Below are 20,003 nucleotides of genomic sequence, written 5' to 3'. Positions count from 1 at the left end.
CTAAGTATAGGTTTTTCCGTTGTTTTTAGAAGTGGAGTTTTTCAGAAATTCTGCAACACTCCCGCATTTTCTGAAAGCCTTGCTATTCCTTACTTTTCTGCTTTCTATGACTTTTTTAGGTCTGGCAGATTATATTAACAATTTCACAAAAGCTTTGTCTCTCAAGGATTTTAGAAAGTGAGGCTGTCTCTGGCAGATTATATTAACAATCTCAAAGAATACAAAAAAGTCGCACAATGCGACAAATTTGTATTTTCCCTCCCCCCACCAACCCCCCCTCTCGCATTCTCAAAGATTATGCAAAATTACAATCATTGCAAAAATGCATATTCTCCCTCCCACCCTCTCGTGAGGCTCTGTGGTCAAAAATCCGACCCCATCTGCTATTTTATTTTCTGACCGTTGAACCATATGCCGTCATTTCTTACTATAAGAACAGCATAACCACTTGAGTCATAGAAAGCCAGACCGTTGCCAGAGGGGGCTATACTCCAGCCGTTTGGAAACACGATATGAGGTGATCTGAAATAGTAGTGCACTATACAGCTATATATATGAGCTTCATACGACACATTTATGTTCGTGGTATTGATGTTGGATGAAGACAGTGAGCTACTTGCATTAAGATTGTTTACAGAAAGTGTCTGTGCGGTAATATTGTTTACAGAAAGTGTCTGTGCGGTAATATTGCTTGAAGATACGTTCTGTGAGCTAATGTTATCTATCGATGCTGTCTGTGAGCTAATGTTATCTATCGATGCTGTGTCTGTCTGCATACTTTCACATATAATCGTTTGAGTTTGTATCTGCTGACCTGATATGTTTTCTGTGGAAACCTCCCGACTCTGCAGGCTATCCGCTTGCACATTTTCAGCAGACACCACCTTTGTGTAAAGCGCCTCCCATCTGTTATTTTCTAAACCAAGCGTTGCTTGCGGTATTGGAAGTATTGTTGACATGATTGACAATGCGTTGCAGTCTATATGATGACAGAAGACCGTATCCCACCTTCTGCCATCCTCTCCAAGTTTACTGTTTCCCGAGGGCTTTATATTTTTTGTTTCTGCGTCTACGTTTATTTTAAGCATCTCTTAACCTCCTATTGTAATTTCACTGCCAGCTATTTTTGTAGTCTCTCCTGCGACTACTGTTACGGTTTCTCCTGTGACAACAACTTCTGTAGCTTTTATCTCTACCTTGCCGGTGACGTGTATCTTGAGGTTGTGTGAAGTTCTGTCATACTCTATCCTTGTGCCGTCTTTAAACTCTATTACAAACTTGTCTCTTGTTTGTGAAGGTGGTTTATCTTTGTCGTTGTAGATGCTTCCAAGCACAAAGCCCGTATCCCAGTCGTCTTCATAAAAGCCACAGACAACAAGCTCGCCTATATCTGGTAGCCAGTAGTGTTTGTCGTGTTGTGTCTTTTGATGGACTACTGGGAGCCAGTAGGTTATGACTGCATCTGCGTCTTCTATCTGCACTCTGACTTTTGCGTTTTTGTCGTCAACTTCCACTACCTTGCCAACTCTTATCATTTTTTCTCTCCAGGTGCAAGTAATAGCTCTAATTCTGTAATATAGCCATCTCTGGTAATCGTGTGTGTGGCACATTGGATGTAATACTGTCTGTCAAATCTACCAAAGCCAGATATTTCCACCCATTCTCCTGCGTGAAGTTCTGGAATGCCTACGCACTCTACCCTTGCCTGTAGTTCTTTCATGTCATTGAGTGTTGCTTGCTTTTTGGCTATGGTCTCTGCCTGTCTCTGGTTCTCTACTCTCCGGTTTATCTTCTGTGTGTCTCCACTTTTGACTTTACTCTGTTTTTTGTCCTGTGTTGTCTCTTTCTTATTCGGGTCAAGATAGATTACTTCAGAGGTTTGTTCATACAGGCTTGAGACTTCAAAGCTGGCAGAGATGATGTTGTCTCTGGTGAGTTTGTAGATGCCTACCGGCTCTTCAGGATCTATTATCACAAGCCTTTTGTTTGATACTTTACATGTTTTACCGTAGAGCCTGCAGAGTTCTGCGAGAAACTCAAGGTCTCTTTTTTGGTTCTGAGTAAGCCTGGTGAATTGAATGTCCTCGCCCTTGAAGTGTAGACTGTAGCCGTGTCTCTGGGCTATCTCTTCTGCTATTTGTTTTAGGGTTTTGTTCTCAAAGGCGGTTGTCTTTATGGTGCGATAACTTGATTTTACATCTTTTGCAAGGGCTTTGATGGTAAATGTGTCTCCATCTCTGCTGACTGAGTAGGTGTAGCTGTCTATGAAAAACACGCCTGCGTTTCTGATCCTATCTGTGTAGCCGAATTTGACTTTCAGGGCTGAGCCTCTTGCTGGTGGATTTTCTCTGAAAAAGCCTTCTGGGTCATGCAGTTCTATCTCTATGTCATCGCTCTCTTGCTTTTGTAGTCCGTCGTTGTCAATATATCTGAAAGAAATGAGAAAGGGTGTTATATGTGTGGTGATATCTGTGTTATTTAACTCCACATACAGATATGGCTGTGGCACTAATCTGTCTGCCATGGCGGTGCTACCTCGGTAATATCTTCTTCATATTCAAGCTCTGGCACTGTTAACTCTATGCCCGCTGGAAGCACTGGCATGTGGCTGTATTGTGGGTTGTATAGCAGGAGAGCATCATAGACATATGGGTCTCCATAGAGCCTGTATGCTATCAAATCCCATCTGTCTCCATCTTTTGTGATGTATCTCATTTTGTGGCTCCTTCTCTGGTGATTAGGGCTTTAGGTTGTTGTCTGGTCTGTGTCTGGCTATTGGTTTTCTTTTGTCTGGCTTGTTGTCTTCTTGCGTTCTGTGTTTTTTGTAGCTCTTTCTTTGTAAATTCGGTAAGCTCCAGGGTAAGTTCTATAGCTACAGGTTGTCCATGCACGTTGGTCTGCGTGTATTCTGCGCTTATACGGTCTATAACAAATTCTCCGAGCACTTGCTGGGCTATTATGAGTTTCTGGGGCTCGCCTTTTTCTGCAAGTTCTTTGAGCTTCTGGTATGCAGACTGAGGGTCTCCCAACATCCAGTGGAGCTTGAGCTTGAGGTTTATTTTTCTGAGCTCTTTACCAAACCATTGCGTTGTGGACGGTGGTTGTATGGTCTGGGGTCGTGCATAGATGTAACTATTGTCTTCTGTGTGTGCGTAGTATTGATGCACTTCAAAAATCACATCTCCAAGTGAGCCGTATTGCATTAGTATCTCCTCCTGAAGTGTTCGTTTTCTATGCGTCTGAGGACTTCTCTTATCTGTTTTTCCAGCTCAATGGCAACGTCTTTGCTATGTGCGTTTATGGTGATGTTTATGTGGAAGTTTCCTGAGGATGCCATAGCGGGCTTTCCTGATATGCCTGTGGCGCTCTGAAGTGTGTGTCTCATAGCATTCACAAGTGGCGTGGGTTTTATACTCTCTGCTATGGTCTCCACAAGCCTTATCCTGTGAATGTCTCTGAGTGGTCCTTCCTTTGCCGGGCTGAATGGTAGCATGTTTCTTATCTTCTGCACGATTTCTCTGAAGGCTTCCACTGGCTTGTTTGATAGTGATTTTATGCCCTGCCATAGTGTGCTGACAAGCCTTGCACCTGCATCAAAGAGGTTAACCCCAAAGAGCTTTTTCACAAGATTGTTAACCGCTACGATTATCTGATAGAAGGGGTTTACAGACATTAAAAAGCTTGCGAGTCTCTGCCAGTTTTGTTTAAGCCAGTTCCATGCTGATGTCAAAAGTCTTGTCACTCTGTCCCAGTTTTTCCACAGAAGCCATGCGATGCCGGCAAGGGCAGAGACTATGGCTATTATTGCAAGTCCAACTGGGTTAAAGGCTACGAGAGATAGCATAGCAACTCTTGCAAAGAGGATTGCTCCTTTCAGCACGTTGAAGGCTATTGCAAGTGCTTTAATCACAGTTCCTACAACAGACAGGATGCCCATGGAAAAGCTTATGAGCTTGAGAAAAGAGGCAAGCACTAAAGAGACTGTCCCTATTACAGCTCCGAACACCGCAAGCCCTGCTATGGGGTAGGCTATGGCTTTTGCAAGGCTCTGGTTTTTCTGTATCCATTCTATTATTGGCCCAAGCACGTTGTTGTTGATGGTGTCAAATATATTTTTGAGAGGCTCTGCAAAGAGAGAGCCTGCCACTCCCATAAGGCTCTCAAGGGTGCCAAAGAAGGACTCTTTGACGTTTTTCCACGTGTTCATGGTTTTGTTTATTCTGTCCTGAAGGCTTGCCTGTTCGTCCATTGCCTTGCGCATGCCCTCAATTCCTGTAAAGCCTCCTTCTTCTATCTGCTTTCTAAGTTTTTGATATTCTTCAGGGTCCATAGTGTTTTTTAGGGCTTCGAGGTAAGCCAGAGCTTCTTCTTTGTTCTTTGCAAGCAAGGCGGACACTGCACGCATACCTTCGTCGTCAAAGAGTTGTTTCATCACTTGCATCCTCTTGAGTGGGTCTTGCACTTTCTCAAGCTCTTGTCTTAAGGCAATAAGAAACTCTTCAAGCTTAAAGCCCTCTTCTGTCATGAAGTCTTTTGCCCGAAGGGAAATCTGCACACCCTTCAGTTTTTGCACATTTTCGTCAAAGCTCATTATTCCTTTAAACATGCCTGCTATGGCAGTTCCTGCGGTCTCACCCTCCAGTCCTACCTGCCTAAGCGTGCCGAGCAGGGGAAACATGAGATCTACCGCTTTCATGCCTGTTATTCCAAGTTGTTGCAGGTAGTTCGAGAAGTATTTTGTTGAGTAGGCTATATCAGAAAGCTCCATCCCTGATGCAAATTTTAGTCTCTGTAGTTGGTCTATGAATTGAGTAAACTGCTTTGGGTCTATTTTGAAAGCGTTTGCAAACTTTGTTGCCATGTCTGCCATCTTTCTGGGGTCTGCTTCGTCCTTGAAAAGCACCCATGCCTTTGCAGTGCCTTCCAGTATCCCTCCTGCGATGTCTTTTGCGGAAAGCCCTCCAGATTTAAGCGCGGTAGACATTTCATAAAAATCCTTTGTGGCACCCGGCAGTTCAGCTCCGAGTTTTTCCACCTGCTTTGTTATTTTTTCTAACTCTTCAGGCAGTCCCGTTTTTGTCATAAAAGCAACTTCCATACGCACCCGTGCATCTTCAAGCTCCTCAAAGGAGTTCATAGCCTTCGTAAGAGTTGCCAGAGGCATGGCTACTGCCTGCGCAGACTTGAGAGAGATGTCCTCAAGTTTCTCGCTGAAGTTATGTATGCTTTCCTGCAGTTCTCTGAATTTGCCTTTTGTCTGCTCTACGTTTTTTGCCAGTTCTCTGACCGCCTGCGTCGCCTGGAAAAGTCCTCTGGTAGCGTTGTCCACAAGTTGCAGGCTTATAGCAATGGCAAAGCTTTCCATTTCCTGCCTCAGTGGAATATGTTATATGTATGGTCTGGCTTGGACTGGTAGCACTTCTTTATTTTCTCTTCCCCGCCTTTTTTGCCCTCTATGTCCTGCTTGCACCTCTTTTCTATGTTCTGCTCTTTGCCTTTCTGGTTTACCTTGCTGTGTGGGGAATTCTGCGCTTTGTCAATCATCGTCGTCAGCAGAGAGCTCTTCGTAAAATTGTTCAAGACTACGTAGCCAGAAGGAGAGCTGAGATATCCGCATCCTACAAAGCTCCTCATAGCTAAAGCCGTGTTTCATCATGCTGAGGATGGCTTTTGGGCTTGGAAAGGGCTTACCAGTTTTCCCACCTCGTTGAGCAGTGTAAGGGCGTCTGCTATGGGCATGTTTTCAAGCTCATCCTCGCTCATGGGTTTGCCATCTATCTCCACAAGCCTTACAGTTAGCAGTTTTATTATCTCGTTCTGGCTATTGGCATGCTCCATAGCCCAGAAAAGGTCTTTACCTTTCCCTTCTTTTATCCTTGCGGTTCTCCCGTCAGAAAGCTTTATCTCCATGCTTAACCTCCAAGAGCCTGTCTGTATTCAGATAGCTTGTCCTCGCCGTTGACTTTGAGGATGTTGTTAAACACATCTATCTCGTAGATCTCTTTGTCATCTACCTCAAGCTTGTAGTAGATGACTGCCATACTTGCCTCCGCCTCTGCATTGTCGCCTTTTTTTAACTTGCCTGTGTCAAACTCTTTGAAGTAGCCTTTTATCTCTGCTCTGAGTGGTTTGACGGTCACGCCGTGCTGGTCGTAAACCTGCACAGTCGCTCTTACTATCACCGTGTGCACTTTTGTGGGGTCTGATGCGTAAGCTATGAAGTCAGGGTATACGCTGTTAAACTTTATGCGTGCCTCCATCTTGTCCACTATGGTATGTAGCTCTGTTTCTCCCACAAGCCCAAGAGCCTTCAGCTCTGTGGTTTTATACTTTACCTTTGGAAGGTCTACCTCCTCTGCACGGGCTATGAAGTCTGTGCCGTCTATCCATACCCTTGCGTTTGTGACTCTGTTGATGCTGATCATGAGAGCACCCCCAGTTTTGCTTTTAGTTCTGATTGTTCTTTCAATAGCTCTGAGCTTCTATAAAGGTTCTGGAGAAGCCTTGAGTTAAGCTCCTGAAGTTCTGCGGTCTTTGCGGTCAGGGTGGGCAGGAAGCTTTGTGGGTCAAGGACATAAGCCTTCTCTTTTATGCTCTTTATGAGCTCCTCTCTTTCCCTTCTGAGAGCTTCAAGCTCCTCTCCTATGTCGTAAAGCCTTGCCTTTAACTCAACCATGTTTTAACCTCCGACTACTTTCTTGAGAAGGTCTATGTCTATAACCTCGAGGAAGGTTATCCTTTCTGCTGGTGGTGGTGGCATTATATGGTAGGCAAAGGTGAGGTGTCCGCTGGCAAGTTCACTGGGTGGGTTTTTGTCCTTTGGGAAGTAGCAGTATCCATCCACCAGTGCTCCTCTGCCTACAAGGGTTCTGATGAAAGCGTTAACTCCAGAAAGGACACCATCTATTGCCACCTGCACTGGTTTATCAAGCCATTGCAGGGCATAGTATTCGAGGCTTTCTGCGATTATGTCTGCAGTTCTCTGAATGTTTATAAAGTTCAGTGGGTCTGTCTTTGATGGAAAGGCGGAAGACCTGTTGCCCCATACACGGTAGCCTGTGCCGAAGTTGTTAAAGACGGTGACTATGCCAGCTGCGTTTAGCTGGTTGGCTTCTGTGTTTGGGTCGTTGACAGAGGCGGTTATTTGTCTTTCTATCCCTATTATTCCCTGCAGTTCCTGGTTGGAAGGCGACCACCAGTAGCCTTTCTCATGGTCTGTTCTTGCGATAACTCCTGCAAGCCTTGCGGATAGCGGCTCAAGCCTTTCTGTGTTTTTAGTTGTATCCCACACTTTCACGTGCGGGTAGCATATTACCGCTCTATAATCCGAATAGTTAAGTATCCCTCCTGCTCCTCTTGCGTTTATTGCCTGCTGGACTGTGTAGCCTACTGGTGCATCTATCAGTGCCATAGCTCTGACTGATTTCAGGTTTGCTTTTGCTATCATCTCCGTGGCAACTGCTGGTATTGTGGAAAAGCCCGGTGCAATTATAAGTTTTGCGGTAAAGCCGAACTGAGAAAAGAGAGTATCCACAAGTTGAAGTCCTGTCCTCCTGCCTGTTGAGCTTACAGAGCCTATTACATCAGAAGGCTGGACTGCAGAAGGGTCTGGCTGACCGCTGGCATTCTTGTGCACTCTCGGGTCAAAGACATTTACCGCTATGATTACTGTGCCTCCGTGGTCAAAGATGGCATCAAGGGCATATGGTATGGTGTATCCGGGCGTAGGCTGTCCAAAGTATTTTGCTCCGTCTTCTCTTGAAAGGATAAGAAGGGGACTGTTTACAACTTGCTCATACCAGTCCTCTTCTGACATGCCCTGTGGCACTGTGGTATGCACGGGTGCAGTGCCAACCAGAAAGACTACTGCGGACTTTACCTCTCTTACAGGAACTGGTCCTTTTGTGAGCAGGATTGTCTCAACACCATGCAGAAAATCAGCCATTTGACGCCTCCTTCTTTGACCTCTTTGTATTTTCTTCCTTTAGCACTCCCATTTCAAGCAAAGATTTCACCTGCTCTGTCTCTTCAAGCTCTACAAGCATGCCTGTGCTGAGCAGAATATCCTGCACAGGCAAAGGGAAGTCCGCTTTCAAGACTCTGTAGCTTTTTTTCATCTCTATACCTCCTCAAAGTCTATTCTTCTTGTAAGCACTTCCTCTTCGCTATAGAGCACTTCTCTGCCTTCTGCTCTGAAGGAAACTTGAAAGACAAACTCAGAGGTGTCCGTAAGCAAAAGCTTGGCCCCTGCAGGCATAAGCTTATAGCCTTCTATTACTGTGTTATTCAGCCTGTATAGCCTGTCTATTATTGCGTATGCTCCCGTGCCGTCATCTCTGAGGCTTCTGAAAAAGACAAGCACAGAAAGGTCAAAGACGCTTTCAAAGCCAGCGTTGAAAAGGTCAAGAGGGGTAAGCTCATGTTTTTCTATTACAACTCTCAGGGCTGGATATGTGGCAGGTCTTTTAAGCAGGTCTTCAGGCTTGCCAGACCATAGCTGAACATTTTCAAAGCCGAGGTTCTTTATAGCCTGCACAATGCCGTTTTCAATCTTCTGCCACATCAGAGAGCCTCCTCAAAGGCACTTCTGAAAATCCTCGATAGGGCTTTACCAGACAGATACTCTGCCACAGGCTTCATAAAGGGTCTTGCGGGCATTTTCTTTGTGCCATACTCGTGGTATATGGCATACTTGACTGGAGTGCCTATTGTTGCAGAGTAGTCATTCACTTTCGAGTTAAAGCTCTGTCTGAGCGTGGTTGTCCTGTGCAGGACTTTCTCTGAAAAGCCTTTCTTGAGCTTCCAGCGCAGGTATTTTTCTTTGAGAGGAGGCCATTCTACGCTAAGAGACTTACCTTCTGTTTTGAAAAGTTCTGAAAGCTTGCTAACTCCCTCTGCTCCTGCTCTCTCAAGGGCGAGTCTTACCGATTGTCTTATCCTCTGTGGCAGTTCTTGCATGTAGCTTTCAAGTCTTCTTATATCTCCTTCCATACCATTGCCCCCTTCGGGGTTATGTTCAAAAGCCTTTCTACTTCTCCTGCGAGCTCCTTAGTTCTGACTATCTCAGTGTTTCCTTGCCCTCTATAGTAGAGGTTTATGTGTGGGGCAAGCTCAAGCACTGCGAGGTATATGAGAGCTTGTCTGTGTTCTTCTTTCTGTGGGTCTGGGGCACTGTTTGTCAGTTTTACAAATCTGCCGTAGGCTCTGTTTATTGCTTTCTGGATGAGCTCTTCGGATATGTCAGCTTGCTTGAGAAACTCTCTTACCTCTTGCACGCTTATCATCCGTCTTCTCCTCAAGTCTTTCTGCGAGGGATAGGTTCATCAAAAGCTCTGCTACATGCTCTTCAAGCTCCTGCACTCCTTCCTGCACTCTGTAGAGCCTGCCGTTTATCCGCACCTCTTGTGGTCTGAAAACTCTGACTTTCATCAGTTGCTCTCAACCCTTACTATCGCAGGCTCATACAGACGCTTTATCGCAAAGTATGCCTTCCAGCCCAGCGTCTTCACTCTTCCAAGCCTGTCCACGTTAGTCTGCACCATCCTCAGAGACGTGCCATCCAGGTCAACTATGCCATAGGCATCTTTGCCGAGGACAAGGGTCTGGTAGACCGTTGCAGGTGGCGTTCCTCCGTTTGAAACAGTTGGCAGTGTAGTGGACACATAAAACTTTACACCTGCAAACTGTCCTACAAAGCCTTTTTCAAAGGCGGACATGTTGGCGCTGGCGAGTTGTAGTAGTTCACTGTCTGTAAAGAGGTCAAGGATTTTGTCTGGATGTATGAGGCATACATAGTAGCCGTCTTCAAATGGTGGGATGTTTTCTCTCTGCAGTAGGTTTACCGCTTTTCTTATTTCTGTCTTGGAGAGTTTTTGTATGCCTGTAAGCTCAGACCTTGCGTTTACTCCTCCTGCGTATAAAACATTTGTTCCTGACACAAGCTCGTTCATGGCTATGGTGTCAAGGCTTCTCTGCGCCTGGTCTGCAAGGATGTCAGTGGCATAGTCCACAAGGGGAACAAAAGAAGTGAGGTCTGCAAACTCATACAGGTCTATGCTGTCTCCGTATTCCTGCACGGTGACCTGTATAGGAGTGAGGTTAGGAAGGGCGGTTGCCTGAGGTGTGGGCTGGTCGGTTATGGGAGTGGTGATAACAGGCTTGGGGTTTGCCCTGTAGAACTCTATGGTTCTGCCCGAGTTAGCAGGCAGGCTTCTTTTCTGTCCGAACTTTAGCGCAACGAGGTTGGCTTTTACATACTCAAGCAACTTCCTCTCGTAGTAAAGAGGGAAAAGCTCGGGGTGTGTAGTCCTGCTTACTGTGCTCATTTTTGGACCTCCTCATAGAGTTTTGTTCTGAGCTTTAAAAGCTCCTGATAGTCAGCTTTCTCAAGCCAGTCTTTTGAGAACGTTTCTGGCTCTTGAGACTGCTGGACTGAAGAGCTTCTGAACTTTTCTTTTGCTCTTTCTTGATAATCATCAACTACAGCCTTGAGAGTGTCCGCATCCGCTCTGTCTATGAGCTTGAGAAGGGGTGCGTTGTCTCCATCTACGGCACGCACAAGCCTGACCGCTTCTGCTTTGAGATGTTCGTAATACTTCTTGCCAAGCTCTGCAAGCTCTTTTAGCTCTTGTTTTTCTTTCTCCGCAAGCTCCAGTTTAGCCTGCAGAGTCTCCACAGTCTCCTGAAGCTCTTCTTTGCTGAGCGTCAGTATAACTTCTTTTGTGAGCTTCTCCATATTTAACCTCCTTGACAGTGTTTTTCATAAAGCCTTTTTGCTCTGTCGTAAATCTGCCTGTGTCCATGAAGGCTTGACAGTTGCATAGCAGCCTTAAGTCTCTCACAGGAAATCTTCCCTTCCCATGTTTTGTATGGATACCTGCGAGAAGAGGGGTCTAAAAAGTAGTCCTGAGGAGCTTTGTCTCTTAGCTCTGGGTCATCCCACCATTCAGCGGTGGAAAGCGTGATGTCTTCATACTTGGAAAGCAGTCTTGCGTTGGGGTCTGCGCCTTCAAAGACCAGTGAAAGCTCTTTAAACTCTATATCTACCACCTTGTCTTTTTCTTTTGTGAGCACCGCACCTATGGACACAGACTTGATGGGGCTTGGAGACATTTTTATAAGACTGACGAGCCTTTCATTGCCTTCTTTTGTTACCCTCACCCTTGCCATCAAAGCCTTCTGACTGTCATCAAACCAGCTATGAACTACAACACCAACAATTTTGTCCACCTTCCACTCGTGGTCTAAAAGCAGAGGCTTGCCAATCAGGTCTGCCTGCTTTTTTATGAGAAGTTCCGAGGGAAAATAAAACTCACCTTTTGCACTCTGTATAGGTGTGTCAGCAGAAATAGCACGCACTGTGAACTCTATGTAGCCCTCTGTCTCTTCCACGCTTTCAGGCTTGAAAGCCAGGGTCAAAAGCATACACTACATGCTAAGCTTTCAGTAGCATGCTATCAAGCAAGGATTTCAAAGGCTCTCGTAGATTTCTCTGAGGTGTTCTGGCAGTAGCTCTGCAGGATATTCTTTTGTGGCTATTTTATCCAGATGCCACCACCAGTATTCAAGGGGCTTGTTTTTGTCCTTTTCCATGTAGGCGGGTGGTCCAAATTTCTTCAGTCCTTTCAAAAGCTTGATGTCAAGCTCCTTTACCATATGGTCTAACCCAAGTTCGTGTATCCTTGTCCTTGTGTCTGCGGTTATATGGTAGTTGTGATGACAGTAGGCTGAGGGTATTGTTTCAGGATAGCGGAGGCTAAACTCATAAAAGCCTATAAGCTCTAAATGAGCCTGATTATGGCCGACTGGAAGTTCTTTTGCACTCTCTCTATCCATCTGTCCACCTCTTCCTTATACATTGAATTTATAGAAAGGTTTGCGTCAGAGCATACCACCTTAATATTGCCTCTGTAAAAGACAAAGTAGTCCTGACCAAATCTTCTTTCCACAAATACCTTATCTGGCTTTTTTATGATGTCGTAGGCTAAGTTTTTATACTCTTCCAGAGAACTTACACCTACCTCCTGCGCATGGTCATGATAGTGCTTCTGGACAAACTCACCAAGATATTTCAGTATTTGTTTATCTGTGGCATCTGCAGGTGGACGTGCCCACTCACTTCCCAAATGCGCCCTTATCCTGTTGTTTATCTCCGCTCTTGTAAGCGAGCTATACTCCTTAAGAAGCTCTCTCTGTCCAGGACTGTCTTTGCCAATAGGCTCCACACTGGCAGGGATTTTTACCTCTACTTCTTCTGTCTGTGCGACTACCACACACCTGCAGTGTGGGTGGATGGGTGGGAGCTTTCCTGGGATGCCTGCACTTGTTCCTTTCTGCACTGTGTTTATGAAGGGCTTGAGGTCTCTTATAAGTTCTGGGTCTTGAGTGGAGACAAGCATGTCCAGCGCTCTTACCGCCTCCTCGGTCCTGAAAACTCTACCGTCCATTGACCGGCATATTCTGCATGTGAGCCTGTCGTTTACTGCATCCCACCTGTAGTATGAGATTCGGGCCTTTTGTAATGTGTAGATTCTGCCTGCGTTTCTAAGGAAGTTGACTGAGGTGTCTATTATCTGTCTTGCCTTCCATTCGGTCTGAGGTTGTATGTAGCTCCTGAACTGTCTGAGAAACTCCTTCACGCCCTTTTGACCTCTGCCTATGGGGTTGCCCTGCTCTAAGTAGTAGGCACTCATCCAGTCCAGAACTCTTTTTCTTAACTCTCTGTCCCCTTGAAAGAACTTGCCAAGATAAAAGTCATGCAGTCTCAGGGCGTATTCTATGGCTCTGTGGTCTTTTTCTGTAAAGTCATAAAAGCCCGGCTGTGTGCGTGCAAGTATGTTGAGGGGCATGCGTGAAACTTCTTTTCTGTATATGTCCTCAAGTTCTTGCAAAAGCTTTGCCTTAACGCCTTCTGGCAGCCTCATTTGCTCTTCGAGCTTTATAAGTAGCATGTTTGCAAAGTCCTGAAAGCTTACAAAGTATTTGCTCCGCTCAAGCATATACTCAAGAGCGGACTTAAAGCCTGCATTAAGGCTCGGCAGGACAAGCTTGAGAATTCTCTCTATATCAGGGTCTGGTCTGTAAGCATCCATCAGAGCACCTCTTCCAGAAGCTTTCTTGCTTCTTCAGCTGAGATGACTCCTGCTTGCAGCAATGTGGCAATGCTTTCTGCTCTGAGTTTTATCACCTCTTCCTCCTCCTTTGCTCTGAAGTCAGGAGGCTCAGCAAAGGACACATTCACATCACTAACATCATAGCCTCTAAGTGTGAGGTGTAGCTTGTAAACATACTCAAGAAAACGCTCTACAAGTCTCTGATAGTTCTTAAGCTGAGATACAAAAATGTGCAGGCTTACAGTTGCCCATGTTTCTGTGTAGCCTTCTGAAAAGCCAAGCAGTGCAGGCTGTCCTTTTGCTCCTTCTATGAGCCACTTTTCTATGGTCTGCAAAACCTCTTTTAGCCCTCCTGCACTGGCAGACACTTCTTTGAACTCTACCTGTGTGCCTTCAAAATGCAAAAGCACACCCTTTGAGATGTTTTCTGCAATGTCCTGTGCAGTATCCTGCAGGAATTTGCGAGCTCTTTCTTGATACTCTGCCTCGGTCTCCGATGGACTTCTCTGTAGTTGTGGGAAAGTTATATCCAGAAAGCCTATCAGCCCAAGCTTGTTGGCAAGGCTTTTGAGTTCTGTGATAAGAGCGTCTGTAGTGTCCAGAAGAGGCAGGCTTGCAAGCATGGGAGGTATGCCGTAGGGGGAGCCATCCACCGTGAGGAGTGGTATATACATGTAGGTGTGAGGGTTTAGCTCAACAAGCTTGTCTGACACCATCTGGTAGGGTTTCCACAGGTCTTTCTCCTGGTCGTAGGCAAAGTAAATTGTAGAAGGATGGACACGGACGAGTTTTTGCACAGCATCTACTTTGTCCGAGACAACGATTTCTGCGGATATGCACCCGTAGAGGATTATCTGACTGAAAAGGGTATTTATAAAAGCGTCCATATTAAGTGTTTCTGCGAGTCTCGTTATCTCTTCCTTTAGCTCTTCTCTATCGGTTTCCACTGTGTGTCCCGTGTTGGCAAGGTTTATGACGAGGTTATGAACCTGGGACAATACGGGATTAGTGAAAACCGCCCTTTCTATCTCATACAGGGCAGTCCGTGGAAACCGTGGGTCCACAAGTCTTGAGCGTATGTCTTTTGTCTGTGGCAAAAGCACACTGACTGGCTCTACACTGAGCCTTCCTGCATCCTTTTTCTTGAGTGCGTCTTTAAGCTTTTCAAATAACTCTTTCAACATGCCACCACCTCTTTACAGTTTTCTCGGGGCTGTAAAAGACAAGAGGGCTTATTTCCTTTGTTTCTTCTTTTCCTGCGTGCAAAGCAAGAGCGAGAGCCCAGAACCTGTCTGCGTGTCCGTCTTCCGTATTGCCTTCATATCTTATATTGCCACTGTCTGACACAAGCCTTTTGACTGAATGAAGGTCTTCTCTCAGGTCATTATCCGGAGGAATTCTTATGATTTTGTCTATAAAGGCATGTCTTAGTCTTTCTGCCAGCTCCTCTTTTACTCTCGCTGTAAAGTAGACTCTCTGCACCTTTGCCTCGCCCCAGCGACGGGCAAGTTCTTCTGCCAGCTGCATGCCTATACCAGTTTCATCTATAGCAAGCCTTCTGGCAAAACTGGCTATGTGGTCTATGACTTTGAACTGCTCTGAAAATGAGACATTACGCAAAATCTCAAGCCTTCTCAAGTAGAAAACGGAGCCAAGCTTTTCAAGAATGCTTATCACCGTGAGGTCTCTGCGCCTTCCAATGTCTACACCCACAAAAACATCGCCTCTGAGAAGTCTCAGGTCGTCAACTTCTATGTTTTCTTCCTCACAGGACTGAATAACCTCATAAGGCAAAAGCACATCTTCGTCGTCTATAAACTCACAAAGATATTCGGACTTCCATGCGAGTTCATTTTTTATGCCCCTCCTGAGTTCCTCAGGGTCTATAGCAAGCCCGTTTTGAACTGCGTCATGGATTGTAAGCCTGTAGCTAAACCATGCAGGGTCTTCCTGTGCGGTCTGCCACAGGTGATAAAAGAGGTCTTTCTTTGTGCGGGGTGTGGATATGGCTATGAGTTTATAGCGTTGGTTCCTCGTTATGGTGGGAAAGACTGCCTGATATACTTCAAAGCCTTTTTCAAAAAAGGCGGTCTCGTCCATGATAACATCTCCAGTGAAGCCCCTCACAGTTTCCGGTTTAGAGGGGAGGGCAATCACTTTCGAGCCGTTTGGGAATCGAGCTTCGAGCTGAAAAGTCTGCGTATCTTCAAAGAAGTCCACTTTTGCAAGCTTGAGAGCTTGCACATGCATTTTTACTTTGTCTAAAAGCTCTTTAGACTGTCTCTCGGAGGGGCTTATGACCACGACTCTGTGGTTAACAAACTCCACCGCTCTTTTTATCGCATAGTAGGACACAAGAAAGGACTTCCCTGTCTGACGAGCCCACATGAGGACAGAAAACCTTCTTGTTTCAATGCCCTGCAGTGCAATCCTCTGATATGGTAGCAGAATGCTTTCAGCCTTCATAGACTTCTCTCAAAAGCTTCAGGACTTCTTCCTTGTTCCAGTTTTGCTTTTCAGACTTTTCTACTTCCTGCATGGCTTTTTTCAGTCTCTCTTCCCGATACCTCTGCAGTTTTTCTGCTGAGACTGAAAGTTTATATAGTGATGCGATAAGCTCTGTCGGGTCATCAAACTCAAGAGCTTCTATGTCCTTGACAAACCGTAGAAGTCGGGCTGCAATGATGTTGGTTATGACTTCAAGACTATCGGTTGCGGGGTTTTCTTTTGCCGCCTCAAGCACTGCTTTGACTTCCGATTGTATTTCCATAAGCTCTTTTGCTGTGTCCGCATAGCTTCTCAGTGTGCGATGTATCGCGCTTTTAGAGATGTTGTAGCCCTCTGACTTCAGAATTGCTTCTATTTCTCTGATAGTTCTTTTTTCTTTGTGGTAAAGGTGAATGATATACTGTATGATGTCCAGCAGGTCTGCCTTGCTTCTGCGTGCCATCATTCCTCCTCCTGTGGCACAGCTACACCTTTATCTGTCTCTATGCCGTCAAGGAGGTCGATACCCCTTGGAGTTATTCTGTAAACCTTGTAGCTCATATAAGGCTTTAGCTTAACCTCTTCTGCTTGTAGATAGCCCTTGCCTTCCAGATAGTGCAGGGCTTCCTCTATCTCAGAGACTTTGTAATACTGATAAAACACATGCACTATGCCATCCCTGTCCAGTCCTGCAATGTTTTGTTTTAGAAGCTGTAAAATTCTTCCTCTTAGAGCAGTTATTCTGCCTCTCATCTTATTTCTCCTTCAGAAGTTGTATAAGCTCGGTGAGTCTGTCGAAGAATTTCTCCATCCGCTCTTCCAATCTCTGTATTTCCCACCTCCACCCGGACACATCCTGAAGGTGAACCTCCTTGTCTACCTTTTTTCGCTCTAAAGCCTCTATATCCTCTTTTAGCCTGCTTACCGCCTTTTCCACCCGCTCTATCGCCTTGTTCATGTAGAAAAGCTGAAAGATTAGCGCAAGCAAAACCACCAGAGCCAGAGCTTCCTCAGATATTAGTCTGACTACTGAGTTTATTACCGCTGTCTCCACTTGACTACCTCCAGAAAGGTTTTCAGAGGCATGACAATAAGAGGCTCTTTTCTGTCTGCCTTTAGCACAAGGGCGTCTGCAGAAGAAAGCCAGGCGTAGACCTGCAGGGATTTGCGAGCCTTGACCTGAACCCCGAGAGAGATACCTATTTCCTTATTATATATATATAAGTCTGTGTCTGTGTGCGAACCTGCGGACCTTACTACCTGAAAGCCCGCCTGCTCAAACAGAGCTTTTATTTCTCTTTCTATACGTGCTCCTTTTGCGTAGGACATGGCTTTAATATTGCAGAAGCTACGAGAGGCTTTCAAGCAAGAATTTCAAGGCTGTGAATTATCTGAGAGAGCTTAAATTTCAAAAGCTGTAAGTTGTTTATTTCCTGTAGGGTTTTGAGTTCATGTTTTAAAGAGGAAACTATTACAGAATTCAGGTCTGCCTGTTTTAGCATAGACCTGCTTGGTCTTCTCAACCTTTGCGGGATTGTCTCGTCTTGCGTGAGATTGTTTCTTATGAAAGTTGCGAGGTCGCTTTGTTTTATTCTCAGTGTGCCGGATGGGAGCTTAATGGCGTTTAGATAGCCGGCATCAACCCAGGAGTATACCGTGCGTGGTGAAACCTTTAGTAAGGCTGCAACTTCTTGTATACTGTAAAGAACTTCTGTCATCTTATTTTCAAAGTTAGCGATTTCCTGTTAAGTATCATGCAAGGATTTCACAGTTCCTTTATGAGATTTTGGTTTTAAGCGTAAATCAGCGCCCTCCACCCTCCTCAACACACACACCTCTCTCAGTCTGGAAATTATCGGCTCTTCTGCAAGCAAGCCAAACAGGTCTTTTATATCCAGGTTGCTTATTATCGCAAGCCTTTTTTCTTCGTTATAGGCGTGATATATAACCTCTCTCACGAAGTCAAGGTGAAAATCTCTCAGAAATTTGCTAACATCATCTAATATAATCATGTCCGCCTCTCTGTATGCCTCACGCAGGGCTTTAAAGTCCTGCATATCTGGACAGGAGATGTAGAGCGGGTTTTTTACCCTGTATTTCCTTAGCAGCTGTGCGATGGCATAAATAATCGCATGCGTTTTGCCTGTTCCTGCAGGTCCAGTAAGAATTACCCCGCCCGCATGCAGGGTTTTCAGGCAAAACTCCGTGAGGTCTGTCTTTTTTGTCTCTTGCAGTTTTTTTACTACTCTGGGTGGAAAGCCAAGCCCAAGAAGGATTTTCTGTATAGTTTCAAGACTGAGGACTTTAAGCACTTTTTCCAGATATGTGCCTTTGCCGTTTTTCAACTCTATCCAGAAGAAATACTCCTCTTCTCTTATTGAAACCACTGGCCTGCCTTTATAGAGTTTTTCAAGCTCTTCTCTGTTTTTTACCGCCCTAACCATTCCTTTACCTCCTCTTTTAGTTGTTGCGCAGTTTTCAGAGCAGATTGTTTTGTGCTAACTCGCTCTGCCCCAGCTTTACCCCTCAGTGCTGTAAGTCTTAGAACAACCGTTTTCAGTATTGCATAGTCATCCCCAAACTCCTCTCTCAACATTTCTTCTATACTGTCAAGTGTCCTGTGAATTCTTTTAGCCAGCTCTATCATCTCCTGCCTATTAGCTCTCATCCTTACCCCTCCTCTGCCCAGTCGGGCATGTCATCTATGTCATCCATGTAGTAGTCAAGCCCCCGAGTGTTTTCTGGGGATACCCACTTTCCACTTTCTCGGTGTGTCCGTTTTATTCTTGGCAGGACTGTTCTGAACCATGTTATAGAGCCGTCCCCTTTTAGATAGCCTTCTTTTAGTCTTCTAAACTCTTCGTAATCCTTTTTTATGTCCTCTACCCCAAGTCCGTTTTGTTCGTATATCTGTATCAACTCCCTTAATGCTTTGCCTACCCTATCCTGCCATTTGCTATAGCCAAAGCTTTCTGGAGGAGTGCCGTTCCACAACTTTATATACCACCCCATAAGATGTTGTATGCTTTTGCCATACCGTTCTGCCCTCTCCTCGTGAAATTGGATATATTGCCTCAGTTCCTCAACTATCTTCGTGAGCCTTTTGTAAGCTTCTTGCCCTGTTTTGCTTTCAAGAACTTGCTCAAGTTGTCTCAGTAGAGTTTTACACTTGCGCATGTTTTTCACCTCCTTCTGAGCGTTTTAGTTCCTTAAGCTTGCTCCTTACTGCCTCGATGCTTCTGCCAAGTTCATCTGCCGCCATTCTTATCTCCCCTGGCTTTGCAGGGCGGTGGACCAGTTCTTCAAGCCTTTTTATCTCCTCCTGCGTCCACTTTTTCTTTATTGTTCCTACGCCCCTGGCCTTTCTTATACGCCTTGTTCTTTCCTGCTTTACCTGCATTCTGCAGGTGGGGGAGCAATACAGATTGTCCGAACGGTTTGGGATGAAAAACTTCCCACACACCTGGCAGGATTTCATAATTCTCTGTATATCTTCCTCTTCCGCATGCAGTGTAGCAAAAACGGGCGGGTTTTCTACAATACGCCTTAAAAGCCCATCTCTCACCTGTGCGGATATGAGAGAGTGGACTTTCTGCTTTACCCACTTTCTCATCGGGCCAGGTGGCGGATTGAGAGAATTTACAACGTCCTCAGGTCTGAAGACTTTTAACTTCAGCATTTCAGCCCAGACCATGCCGTCCGTATACATGCCTACCTCCCGAGGGTTTTTGATGCTTTTATGATGTTTTCCTCTGTAGCTTCCGCCTTTAGCTTCTGAAGGATGCTTGCGATAAAATAGATATCCAGAGTTGTCCAGCCTCTGTCCTTCGCGAGTTTGTAGAAAACCTCCACATCTCCGCTTACTTTCTTCTCTCTCAGTGCATGCTCTATTGTCTCTTTTGTTATCTGCTCAAGCTCCTTTCTGATAACCACTCTCCTGTATATGCTATGAGGAGTAGACTGCACAACCTTTGGCAGGCTCTGGTCTCCGAGGAAAATGTAGCTAAGATGTGTGTCTGTGTCTTCTGCAAGGTCTTTTAGCTCGTTCAGGAGCAATGCTCTTTTTAAACCCCTCTGTGCTTCATCTATAACGACGATTGGCTTGATTTGTAGTGTGGCTATGGTGAACTTTAACAGGTCAAGAGTAGCCTCCTTCGTCTGCCTCATACCAGCCCCGCAGGCAAGGCTTATGCCTTTTACCAGTTTGCTCGCTGTAATTTCCTCGGCTGGCACTTTGTAGTAAAACACATCTCTGTTTTCTCTTGCAATAGCTTTTGCAGAAAAAGTCTTGCCGTTGCCCCATACACCCCATACGAGGGCATGCACGGGTGAGCCTGTTTGCTCTCTTATCTGCCTGAGCGTGTTAACTACTCCTCTTAAAACCTGTTCTGCATGCACCATGTT

General features: G+C 45.4%; 33 protein-coding genes. 1 reads left to right on the top strand and 32 read right to left on the bottom strand.

The window, feature by feature from the left end; translation table 11 throughout:
* Nucleotides 1-383 precede the first annotated feature (383 nt).
* Genes WHS43_07010 through WHS43_06985 form a run of 6 tightly spaced genes read right to left on the bottom strand, consistent with a single transcriptional unit; the run spans nucleotide 384 to nucleotide 5,365 of the window.
* On the bottom strand, nucleotides 384-1,088 hold the full coding sequence (locus WHS43_07010; GenBank protein MEJ5339388.1) for a hypothetical protein: 705 nt from the start codon (nucleotides 1,086-1,088) through the stop codon (nucleotides 384-386).
* Nucleotides 1,089-1,091: 3 nt separating this feature from the next.
* Nucleotides 1,092-1,535: a phage baseplate assembly protein V gene (locus tag WHS43_07005; protein MEJ5339387.1), complete on the bottom strand. Its 444-nt coding sequence runs from the start codon at nucleotides 1,533-1,535 to the stop codon at nucleotides 1,092-1,094.
* A complete protein-coding gene (locus WHS43_07000; GenBank protein ID MEJ5339386.1) occupies nucleotides 1,532-2,524 on the bottom strand; it encodes a hypothetical protein in 993 nt (330 codons plus the stop codon). The genes WHS43_07005 and WHS43_07000 overlap by 4 nt, the downstream gene beginning before the upstream one ends.
* Nucleotides 2,509-2,715, bottom strand: a complete 207-nt coding sequence (locus WHS43_06995) for a tail protein X (GenBank protein ID MEJ5339385.1) — start codon at nucleotides 2,713-2,715, stop codon at nucleotides 2,509-2,511. Before WHS43_06995 ends, WHS43_07000 begins: the two co-directional genes overlap by 16 nt.
* Nucleotides 2,712-3,203, bottom strand: coding sequence for a phage tail protein (locus tag WHS43_06990; GenBank protein ID MEJ5339384.1), 492 nt, complete (start codon nucleotides 3,201-3,203; stop codon nucleotides 2,712-2,714). Before WHS43_06990 ends, WHS43_06995 begins: the two co-directional genes overlap by 4 nt.
* Complete coding sequence (locus WHS43_06985; protein ID MEJ5339383.1) at nucleotides 3,203-5,365, bottom strand: phage tail tape measure protein; 2,163 nt, start codon at nucleotides 5,363-5,365, stop codon at nucleotides 3,203-3,205. The genes WHS43_06990 and WHS43_06985 overlap by 1 nt, the downstream gene beginning before the upstream one ends.
* A gap of 29 nt (nucleotides 5,366-5,394) precedes the next feature.
* Here WHS43_06985 and WHS43_06980 point away from each other — a divergent pair, with 29 nt between their 5' ends.
* On the top strand, nucleotides 5,395-5,640 hold the full coding sequence (locus WHS43_06980; protein MEJ5339382.1) for a hypothetical protein: 246 nt from the start codon (nucleotides 5,395-5,397) through the stop codon (nucleotides 5,638-5,640).
* Nucleotides 5,641-5,652: 12 nt separating this feature from the next.
* On the opposite strand, the gene WHS43_06975 is transcribed toward WHS43_06980, so the two are convergent.
* Genes WHS43_06975 through WHS43_06850 form a run of 26 tightly spaced genes read right to left on the bottom strand, consistent with a single transcriptional unit; the run spans nucleotide 5,653 to nucleotide 20,000 of the window.
* Nucleotides 5,653-5,910 (bottom strand): hypothetical protein, encoded by a 258-nt coding sequence (locus WHS43_06975; protein MEJ5339381.1) that lies wholly within the window; start codon nucleotides 5,908-5,910, stop codon nucleotides 5,653-5,655.
* A gap of 2 nt (nucleotides 5,911-5,912) precedes the next feature.
* Entirely contained in the window at nucleotides 5,913-6,425 is a 513-nt protein-coding gene (locus WHS43_06970) for a phage major tail tube protein (GenBank protein MEJ5339380.1), read from the bottom strand.
* Complete coding sequence (locus tag WHS43_06965) at nucleotides 6,422-6,676, bottom strand: hypothetical protein (protein ID MEJ5339379.1); 255 nt, start codon at nucleotides 6,674-6,676, stop codon at nucleotides 6,422-6,424. The genes WHS43_06970 and WHS43_06965 overlap by 4 nt, the downstream gene beginning before the upstream one ends.
* Before the next feature lie 3 nt (nucleotides 6,677-6,679).
* Nucleotides 6,680-7,945, bottom strand: a complete 1,266-nt coding sequence (locus tag WHS43_06960; protein ID MEJ5339378.1) for a phage tail sheath subtilisin-like domain-containing protein — start codon at nucleotides 7,943-7,945, stop codon at nucleotides 6,680-6,682.
* Nucleotides 7,938-8,117, bottom strand: a complete 180-nt coding sequence (locus WHS43_06955) for a hypothetical protein (GenBank protein MEJ5339377.1) — start codon at nucleotides 8,115-8,117, stop codon at nucleotides 7,938-7,940. Before WHS43_06955 ends, WHS43_06960 begins: the two co-directional genes overlap by 8 nt.
* Before the next feature lie 2 nt (nucleotides 8,118-8,119).
* Nucleotides 8,120-8,563 (bottom strand): hypothetical protein, encoded by a 444-nt coding sequence (locus WHS43_06950; GenBank protein ID MEJ5339376.1) that lies wholly within the window; start codon nucleotides 8,561-8,563, stop codon nucleotides 8,120-8,122.
* Entirely contained in the window at nucleotides 8,563-8,991 is a 429-nt protein-coding gene (locus WHS43_06945) for an HK97-gp10 family putative phage morphogenesis protein (GenBank protein MEJ5339375.1), read from the bottom strand. The genes WHS43_06950 and WHS43_06945 overlap by 1 nt, the downstream gene beginning before the upstream one ends.
* Nucleotides 8,976-9,284 carry a hypothetical protein gene (locus WHS43_06940; GenBank protein ID MEJ5339374.1) on the bottom strand — a complete coding sequence of 103 codons (309 nt, stop codon included), beginning with the start codon at nucleotides 9,282-9,284 and terminating at the stop codon, nucleotides 8,976-8,978. Before WHS43_06940 ends, WHS43_06945 begins: the two co-directional genes overlap by 16 nt.
* Nucleotides 9,241-9,429, bottom strand: coding sequence for a hypothetical protein (locus tag WHS43_06935; protein ID MEJ5339373.1), 189 nt, complete (start codon nucleotides 9,427-9,429; stop codon nucleotides 9,241-9,243). Before WHS43_06935 ends, WHS43_06940 begins: the two co-directional genes overlap by 44 nt.
* On the bottom strand, nucleotides 9,429-10,325 hold the full coding sequence (locus WHS43_06930) for a N4-gp56 family major capsid protein (protein MEJ5339372.1): 897 nt from the start codon (nucleotides 10,323-10,325) through the stop codon (nucleotides 9,429-9,431). Before WHS43_06930 ends, WHS43_06935 begins: the two co-directional genes overlap by 1 nt.
* Nucleotides 10,322-10,735, bottom strand: a complete 414-nt coding sequence (locus WHS43_06925; protein ID MEJ5339371.1) for a hypothetical protein — start codon at nucleotides 10,733-10,735, stop codon at nucleotides 10,322-10,324. Before WHS43_06925 ends, WHS43_06930 begins: the two co-directional genes overlap by 4 nt.
* Nucleotides 10,736-10,737: 2 nt before the next feature.
* Entirely contained in the window at nucleotides 10,738-11,424 is a 687-nt protein-coding gene (locus WHS43_06920) for a hypothetical protein (protein MEJ5339370.1), read from the bottom strand.
* 45 nt (nucleotides 11,425-11,469) lie between these two features.
* Nucleotides 11,470-11,835, bottom strand: coding sequence for a hypothetical protein (locus tag WHS43_06915; protein ID MEJ5339369.1), 366 nt, complete (start codon nucleotides 11,833-11,835; stop codon nucleotides 11,470-11,472).
* Nucleotides 11,781-13,091 (bottom strand): minor capsid protein, encoded by a 1,311-nt coding sequence (locus tag WHS43_06910; protein ID MEJ5339368.1) that lies wholly within the window; start codon nucleotides 13,089-13,091, stop codon nucleotides 11,781-11,783. Before WHS43_06910 ends, WHS43_06915 begins: the two co-directional genes overlap by 55 nt.
* Nucleotides 13,091-14,296, bottom strand: coding sequence for a hypothetical protein (locus tag WHS43_06905; GenBank protein MEJ5339367.1), 1,206 nt, complete (start codon nucleotides 14,294-14,296; stop codon nucleotides 13,091-13,093). Before WHS43_06905 ends, WHS43_06910 begins: the two co-directional genes overlap by 1 nt.
* Nucleotides 14,277-15,578 (bottom strand): terminase family protein, encoded by a 1,302-nt coding sequence (locus WHS43_06900; GenBank protein ID MEJ5339366.1) that lies wholly within the window; start codon nucleotides 15,576-15,578, stop codon nucleotides 14,277-14,279. Before WHS43_06900 ends, WHS43_06905 begins: the two co-directional genes overlap by 20 nt.
* Entirely contained in the window at nucleotides 15,568-16,065 is a 498-nt protein-coding gene (locus WHS43_06895) for a phage protein Gp27 family protein (GenBank protein MEJ5339365.1), read from the bottom strand. The genes WHS43_06900 and WHS43_06895 overlap by 11 nt, the downstream gene beginning before the upstream one ends.
* A complete protein-coding gene (locus WHS43_06890; protein MEJ5339364.1) occupies nucleotides 16,062-16,352 on the bottom strand; it encodes a hypothetical protein in 291 nt (96 codons plus the stop codon). The genes WHS43_06895 and WHS43_06890 overlap by 4 nt, the downstream gene beginning before the upstream one ends.
* A 1-nt stretch (nucleotide 16,353) precedes the next feature.
* Nucleotides 16,354-16,653, bottom strand: coding sequence for a hypothetical protein (locus WHS43_06885; GenBank protein ID MEJ5339363.1), 300 nt, complete (start codon nucleotides 16,651-16,653; stop codon nucleotides 16,354-16,356).
* Entirely contained in the window at nucleotides 16,638-16,928 is a 291-nt protein-coding gene (locus WHS43_06880; GenBank protein MEJ5339362.1) for a Holliday junction resolvase, read from the bottom strand. Before WHS43_06880 ends, WHS43_06885 begins: the two co-directional genes overlap by 16 nt.
* A 32-nt stretch (nucleotides 16,929-16,960) precedes the next feature.
* Nucleotides 16,961-17,317 (bottom strand): helix-turn-helix domain-containing protein, encoded by a 357-nt coding sequence (locus WHS43_06875; protein MEJ5339361.1) that lies wholly within the window; start codon nucleotides 17,315-17,317, stop codon nucleotides 16,961-16,963.
* A gap of 27 nt (nucleotides 17,318-17,344) precedes the next feature.
* Nucleotides 17,345-18,043: a hypothetical protein gene (locus WHS43_06870; GenBank protein ID MEJ5339360.1), complete on the bottom strand. Its 699-nt coding sequence runs from the start codon at nucleotides 18,041-18,043 to the stop codon at nucleotides 17,345-17,347.
* A complete protein-coding gene (locus WHS43_06865; GenBank protein ID MEJ5339359.1) occupies nucleotides 18,028-18,246 on the bottom strand; it encodes a hypothetical protein in 219 nt (72 codons plus the stop codon). The genes WHS43_06870 and WHS43_06865 overlap by 16 nt, the downstream gene beginning before the upstream one ends.
* A gap of 23 nt (nucleotides 18,247-18,269) precedes the next feature.
* Entirely contained in the window at nucleotides 18,270-18,776 is a 507-nt protein-coding gene (locus WHS43_06860) for a hypothetical protein (GenBank protein MEJ5339358.1), read from the bottom strand.
* The gene (locus WHS43_06855) at nucleotides 18,763-19,308 is read right to left on the bottom strand and encodes a hypothetical protein (protein MEJ5339357.1); all 546 of its coding nucleotides are present in this window, start codon (nucleotides 19,306-19,308) and stop codon (nucleotides 18,763-18,765) included. The genes WHS43_06860 and WHS43_06855 overlap by 14 nt, the downstream gene beginning before the upstream one ends.
* 2 nt (nucleotides 19,309-19,310) lie before the next feature.
* Nucleotides 19,311-20,000, bottom strand: a complete 690-nt coding sequence (locus WHS43_06850) for an ATP-binding protein (GenBank protein ID MEJ5339356.1) — start codon at nucleotides 19,998-20,000, stop codon at nucleotides 19,311-19,313.
* Nucleotides 20,001-20,003 lie beyond the last annotated feature (3 nt).

It is taken from the genome of Aquificaceae bacterium, from assembly GCA_037481935.1.
Taxonomy (GTDB): Bacteria; Aquificota; Aquificia; order Aquificales; family Aquificaceae; genus Pampinifervens.
This window is presented reverse-complemented; position numbering and strand designations above follow the sequence as displayed.

Excerpts from the sequence above, each read along its gene's own strand:
- WHS43_07010 (MEJ5339388.1), bottom strand. The coding sequence starts at position 1,088 with ATGCTTAAAATAAACGTAGACGCAGAAACAAAAAATATAAAGCCCTCG.
- WHS43_07005 (MEJ5339387.1), bottom strand. The coding sequence starts at position 1,535 with ATGATAAGAGTTGGCAAGGTAGTGGAAGTTGACGACAAAAACGCAAAA.
- WHS43_07000 (MEJ5339386.1), bottom strand. The coding sequence starts at position 2,524 with ATGGCAGACAGATTAGTGCCACAGCCATATCTGTATGTGGAGTTAAAT.
- WHS43_06995 (MEJ5339385.1), bottom strand. The coding sequence starts at position 2,715 with ATGAGATACATCACAAAAGATGGAGACAGATGGGATTTGATAGCATAC.
- WHS43_06990 (MEJ5339384.1), bottom strand. The coding sequence starts at position 3,203 with ATGCAATACGGCTCACTTGGAGATGTGATTTTTGAAGTGCATCAATAC.
- WHS43_06985 (MEJ5339383.1), bottom strand. The coding sequence starts at position 5,365 with ATGGAAAGCTTTGCCATTGCTATAAGCCTGCAACTTGTGGACAACGCT.
- WHS43_06980 (MEJ5339382.1), top strand. The coding sequence starts at position 5,395 with ATGGTCTGGCTTGGACTGGTAGCACTTCTTTATTTTCTCTTCCCCGCC.
- WHS43_06975 (MEJ5339381.1), bottom strand. The coding sequence starts at position 5,910 with ATGGAGATAAAGCTTTCTGACGGGAGAACCGCAAGGATAAAAGAAGGG.
- WHS43_06970 (MEJ5339380.1), bottom strand. The coding sequence starts at position 6,425 with ATGATCAGCATCAACAGAGTCACAAACGCAAGGGTATGGATAGACGGC.
- WHS43_06965 (MEJ5339379.1), bottom strand. The coding sequence starts at position 6,676 with ATGGTTGAGTTAAAGGCAAGGCTTTACGACATAGGAGAGGAGCTTGAA.
- WHS43_06960 (MEJ5339378.1), bottom strand. The coding sequence starts at position 7,945 with ATGGCTGATTTTCTGCATGGTGTTGAGACAATCCTGCTCACAAAAGGA.
- WHS43_06955 (MEJ5339377.1), bottom strand. The coding sequence starts at position 8,117 with ATGAAAAAAAGCTACAGAGTCTTGAAAGCGGACTTCCCTTTGCCTGTG.
- WHS43_06950 (MEJ5339376.1), bottom strand. The coding sequence starts at position 8,563 with ATGTGGCAGAAGATTGAAAACGGCATTGTGCAGGCTATAAAGAACCTC.
- WHS43_06945 (MEJ5339375.1), bottom strand. The coding sequence starts at position 8,991 with ATGGAAGGAGATATAAGAAGACTTGAAAGCTACATGCAAGAACTGCCA.
- WHS43_06940 (MEJ5339374.1), bottom strand. The coding sequence starts at position 9,284 with ATGATAAGCGTGCAAGAGGTAAGAGAGTTTCTCAAGCAAGCTGACATA.
- WHS43_06935 (MEJ5339373.1), bottom strand. The coding sequence starts at position 9,429 with ATGAAAGTCAGAGTTTTCAGACCACAAGAGGTGCGGATAAACGGCAGG.
- WHS43_06930 (MEJ5339372.1), bottom strand. The coding sequence starts at position 10,325 with ATGAGCACAGTAAGCAGGACTACACACCCCGAGCTTTTCCCTCTTTAC.
- WHS43_06925 (MEJ5339371.1), bottom strand. The coding sequence starts at position 10,735 with ATGGAGAAGCTCACAAAAGAAGTTATACTGACGCTCAGCAAAGAAGAG.
- WHS43_06920 (MEJ5339370.1), bottom strand. The coding sequence starts at position 11,424 with ATGCTTTTGACCCTGGCTTTCAAGCCTGAAAGCGTGGAAGAGACAGAG.
- WHS43_06915 (MEJ5339369.1), bottom strand. The coding sequence starts at position 11,835 with ATGGATAGAGAGAGTGCAAAAGAACTTCCAGTCGGCCATAATCAGGCT.
- WHS43_06910 (MEJ5339368.1), bottom strand. The coding sequence starts at position 13,091 with ATGGATGCTTACAGACCAGACCCTGATATAGAGAGAATTCTCAAGCTT.
- WHS43_06905 (MEJ5339367.1), bottom strand. The coding sequence starts at position 14,296 with ATGTTGAAAGAGTTATTTGAAAAGCTTAAAGACGCACTCAAGAAAAAG.
- WHS43_06900 (MEJ5339366.1), bottom strand. The coding sequence starts at position 15,578 with ATGAAGGCTGAAAGCATTCTGCTACCATATCAGAGGATTGCACTGCAG.
- WHS43_06895 (MEJ5339365.1), bottom strand. The coding sequence starts at position 16,065 with ATGATGGCACGCAGAAGCAAGGCAGACCTGCTGGACATCATACAGTAT.
- WHS43_06890 (MEJ5339364.1), bottom strand. The coding sequence starts at position 16,352 with ATGAGAGGCAGAATAACTGCTCTAAGAGGAAGAATTTTACAGCTTCTA.
- WHS43_06880 (MEJ5339362.1), bottom strand. The coding sequence starts at position 16,928 with ATGTCCTACGCAAAAGGAGCACGTATAGAAAGAGAAATAAAAGCTCTG.
- WHS43_06875 (MEJ5339361.1), bottom strand. The coding sequence starts at position 17,317 with ATGACAGAAGTTCTTTACAGTATACAAGAAGTTGCAGCCTTACTAAAG.
- WHS43_06870 (MEJ5339360.1), bottom strand. The coding sequence starts at position 18,043 with ATGGTTAGGGCGGTAAAAAACAGAGAAGAGCTTGAAAAACTCTATAAA.
- WHS43_06865 (MEJ5339359.1), bottom strand. The coding sequence starts at position 18,246 with ATGATAGAGCTGGCTAAAAGAATTCACAGGACACTTGACAGTATAGAA.
- WHS43_06860 (MEJ5339358.1), bottom strand. The coding sequence starts at position 18,776 with ATGCGCAAGTGTAAAACTCTACTGAGACAACTTGAGCAAGTTCTTGAA.
- WHS43_06855 (MEJ5339357.1), bottom strand. The coding sequence starts at position 19,308 with ATGTATACGGACGGCATGGTCTGGGCTGAAATGCTGAAGTTAAAAGTC.
- WHS43_06850 (MEJ5339356.1), bottom strand. The coding sequence starts at position 20,000 with ATGGTGCATGCAGAACAGGTTTTAAGAGGAGTAGTTAACACGCTCAGG.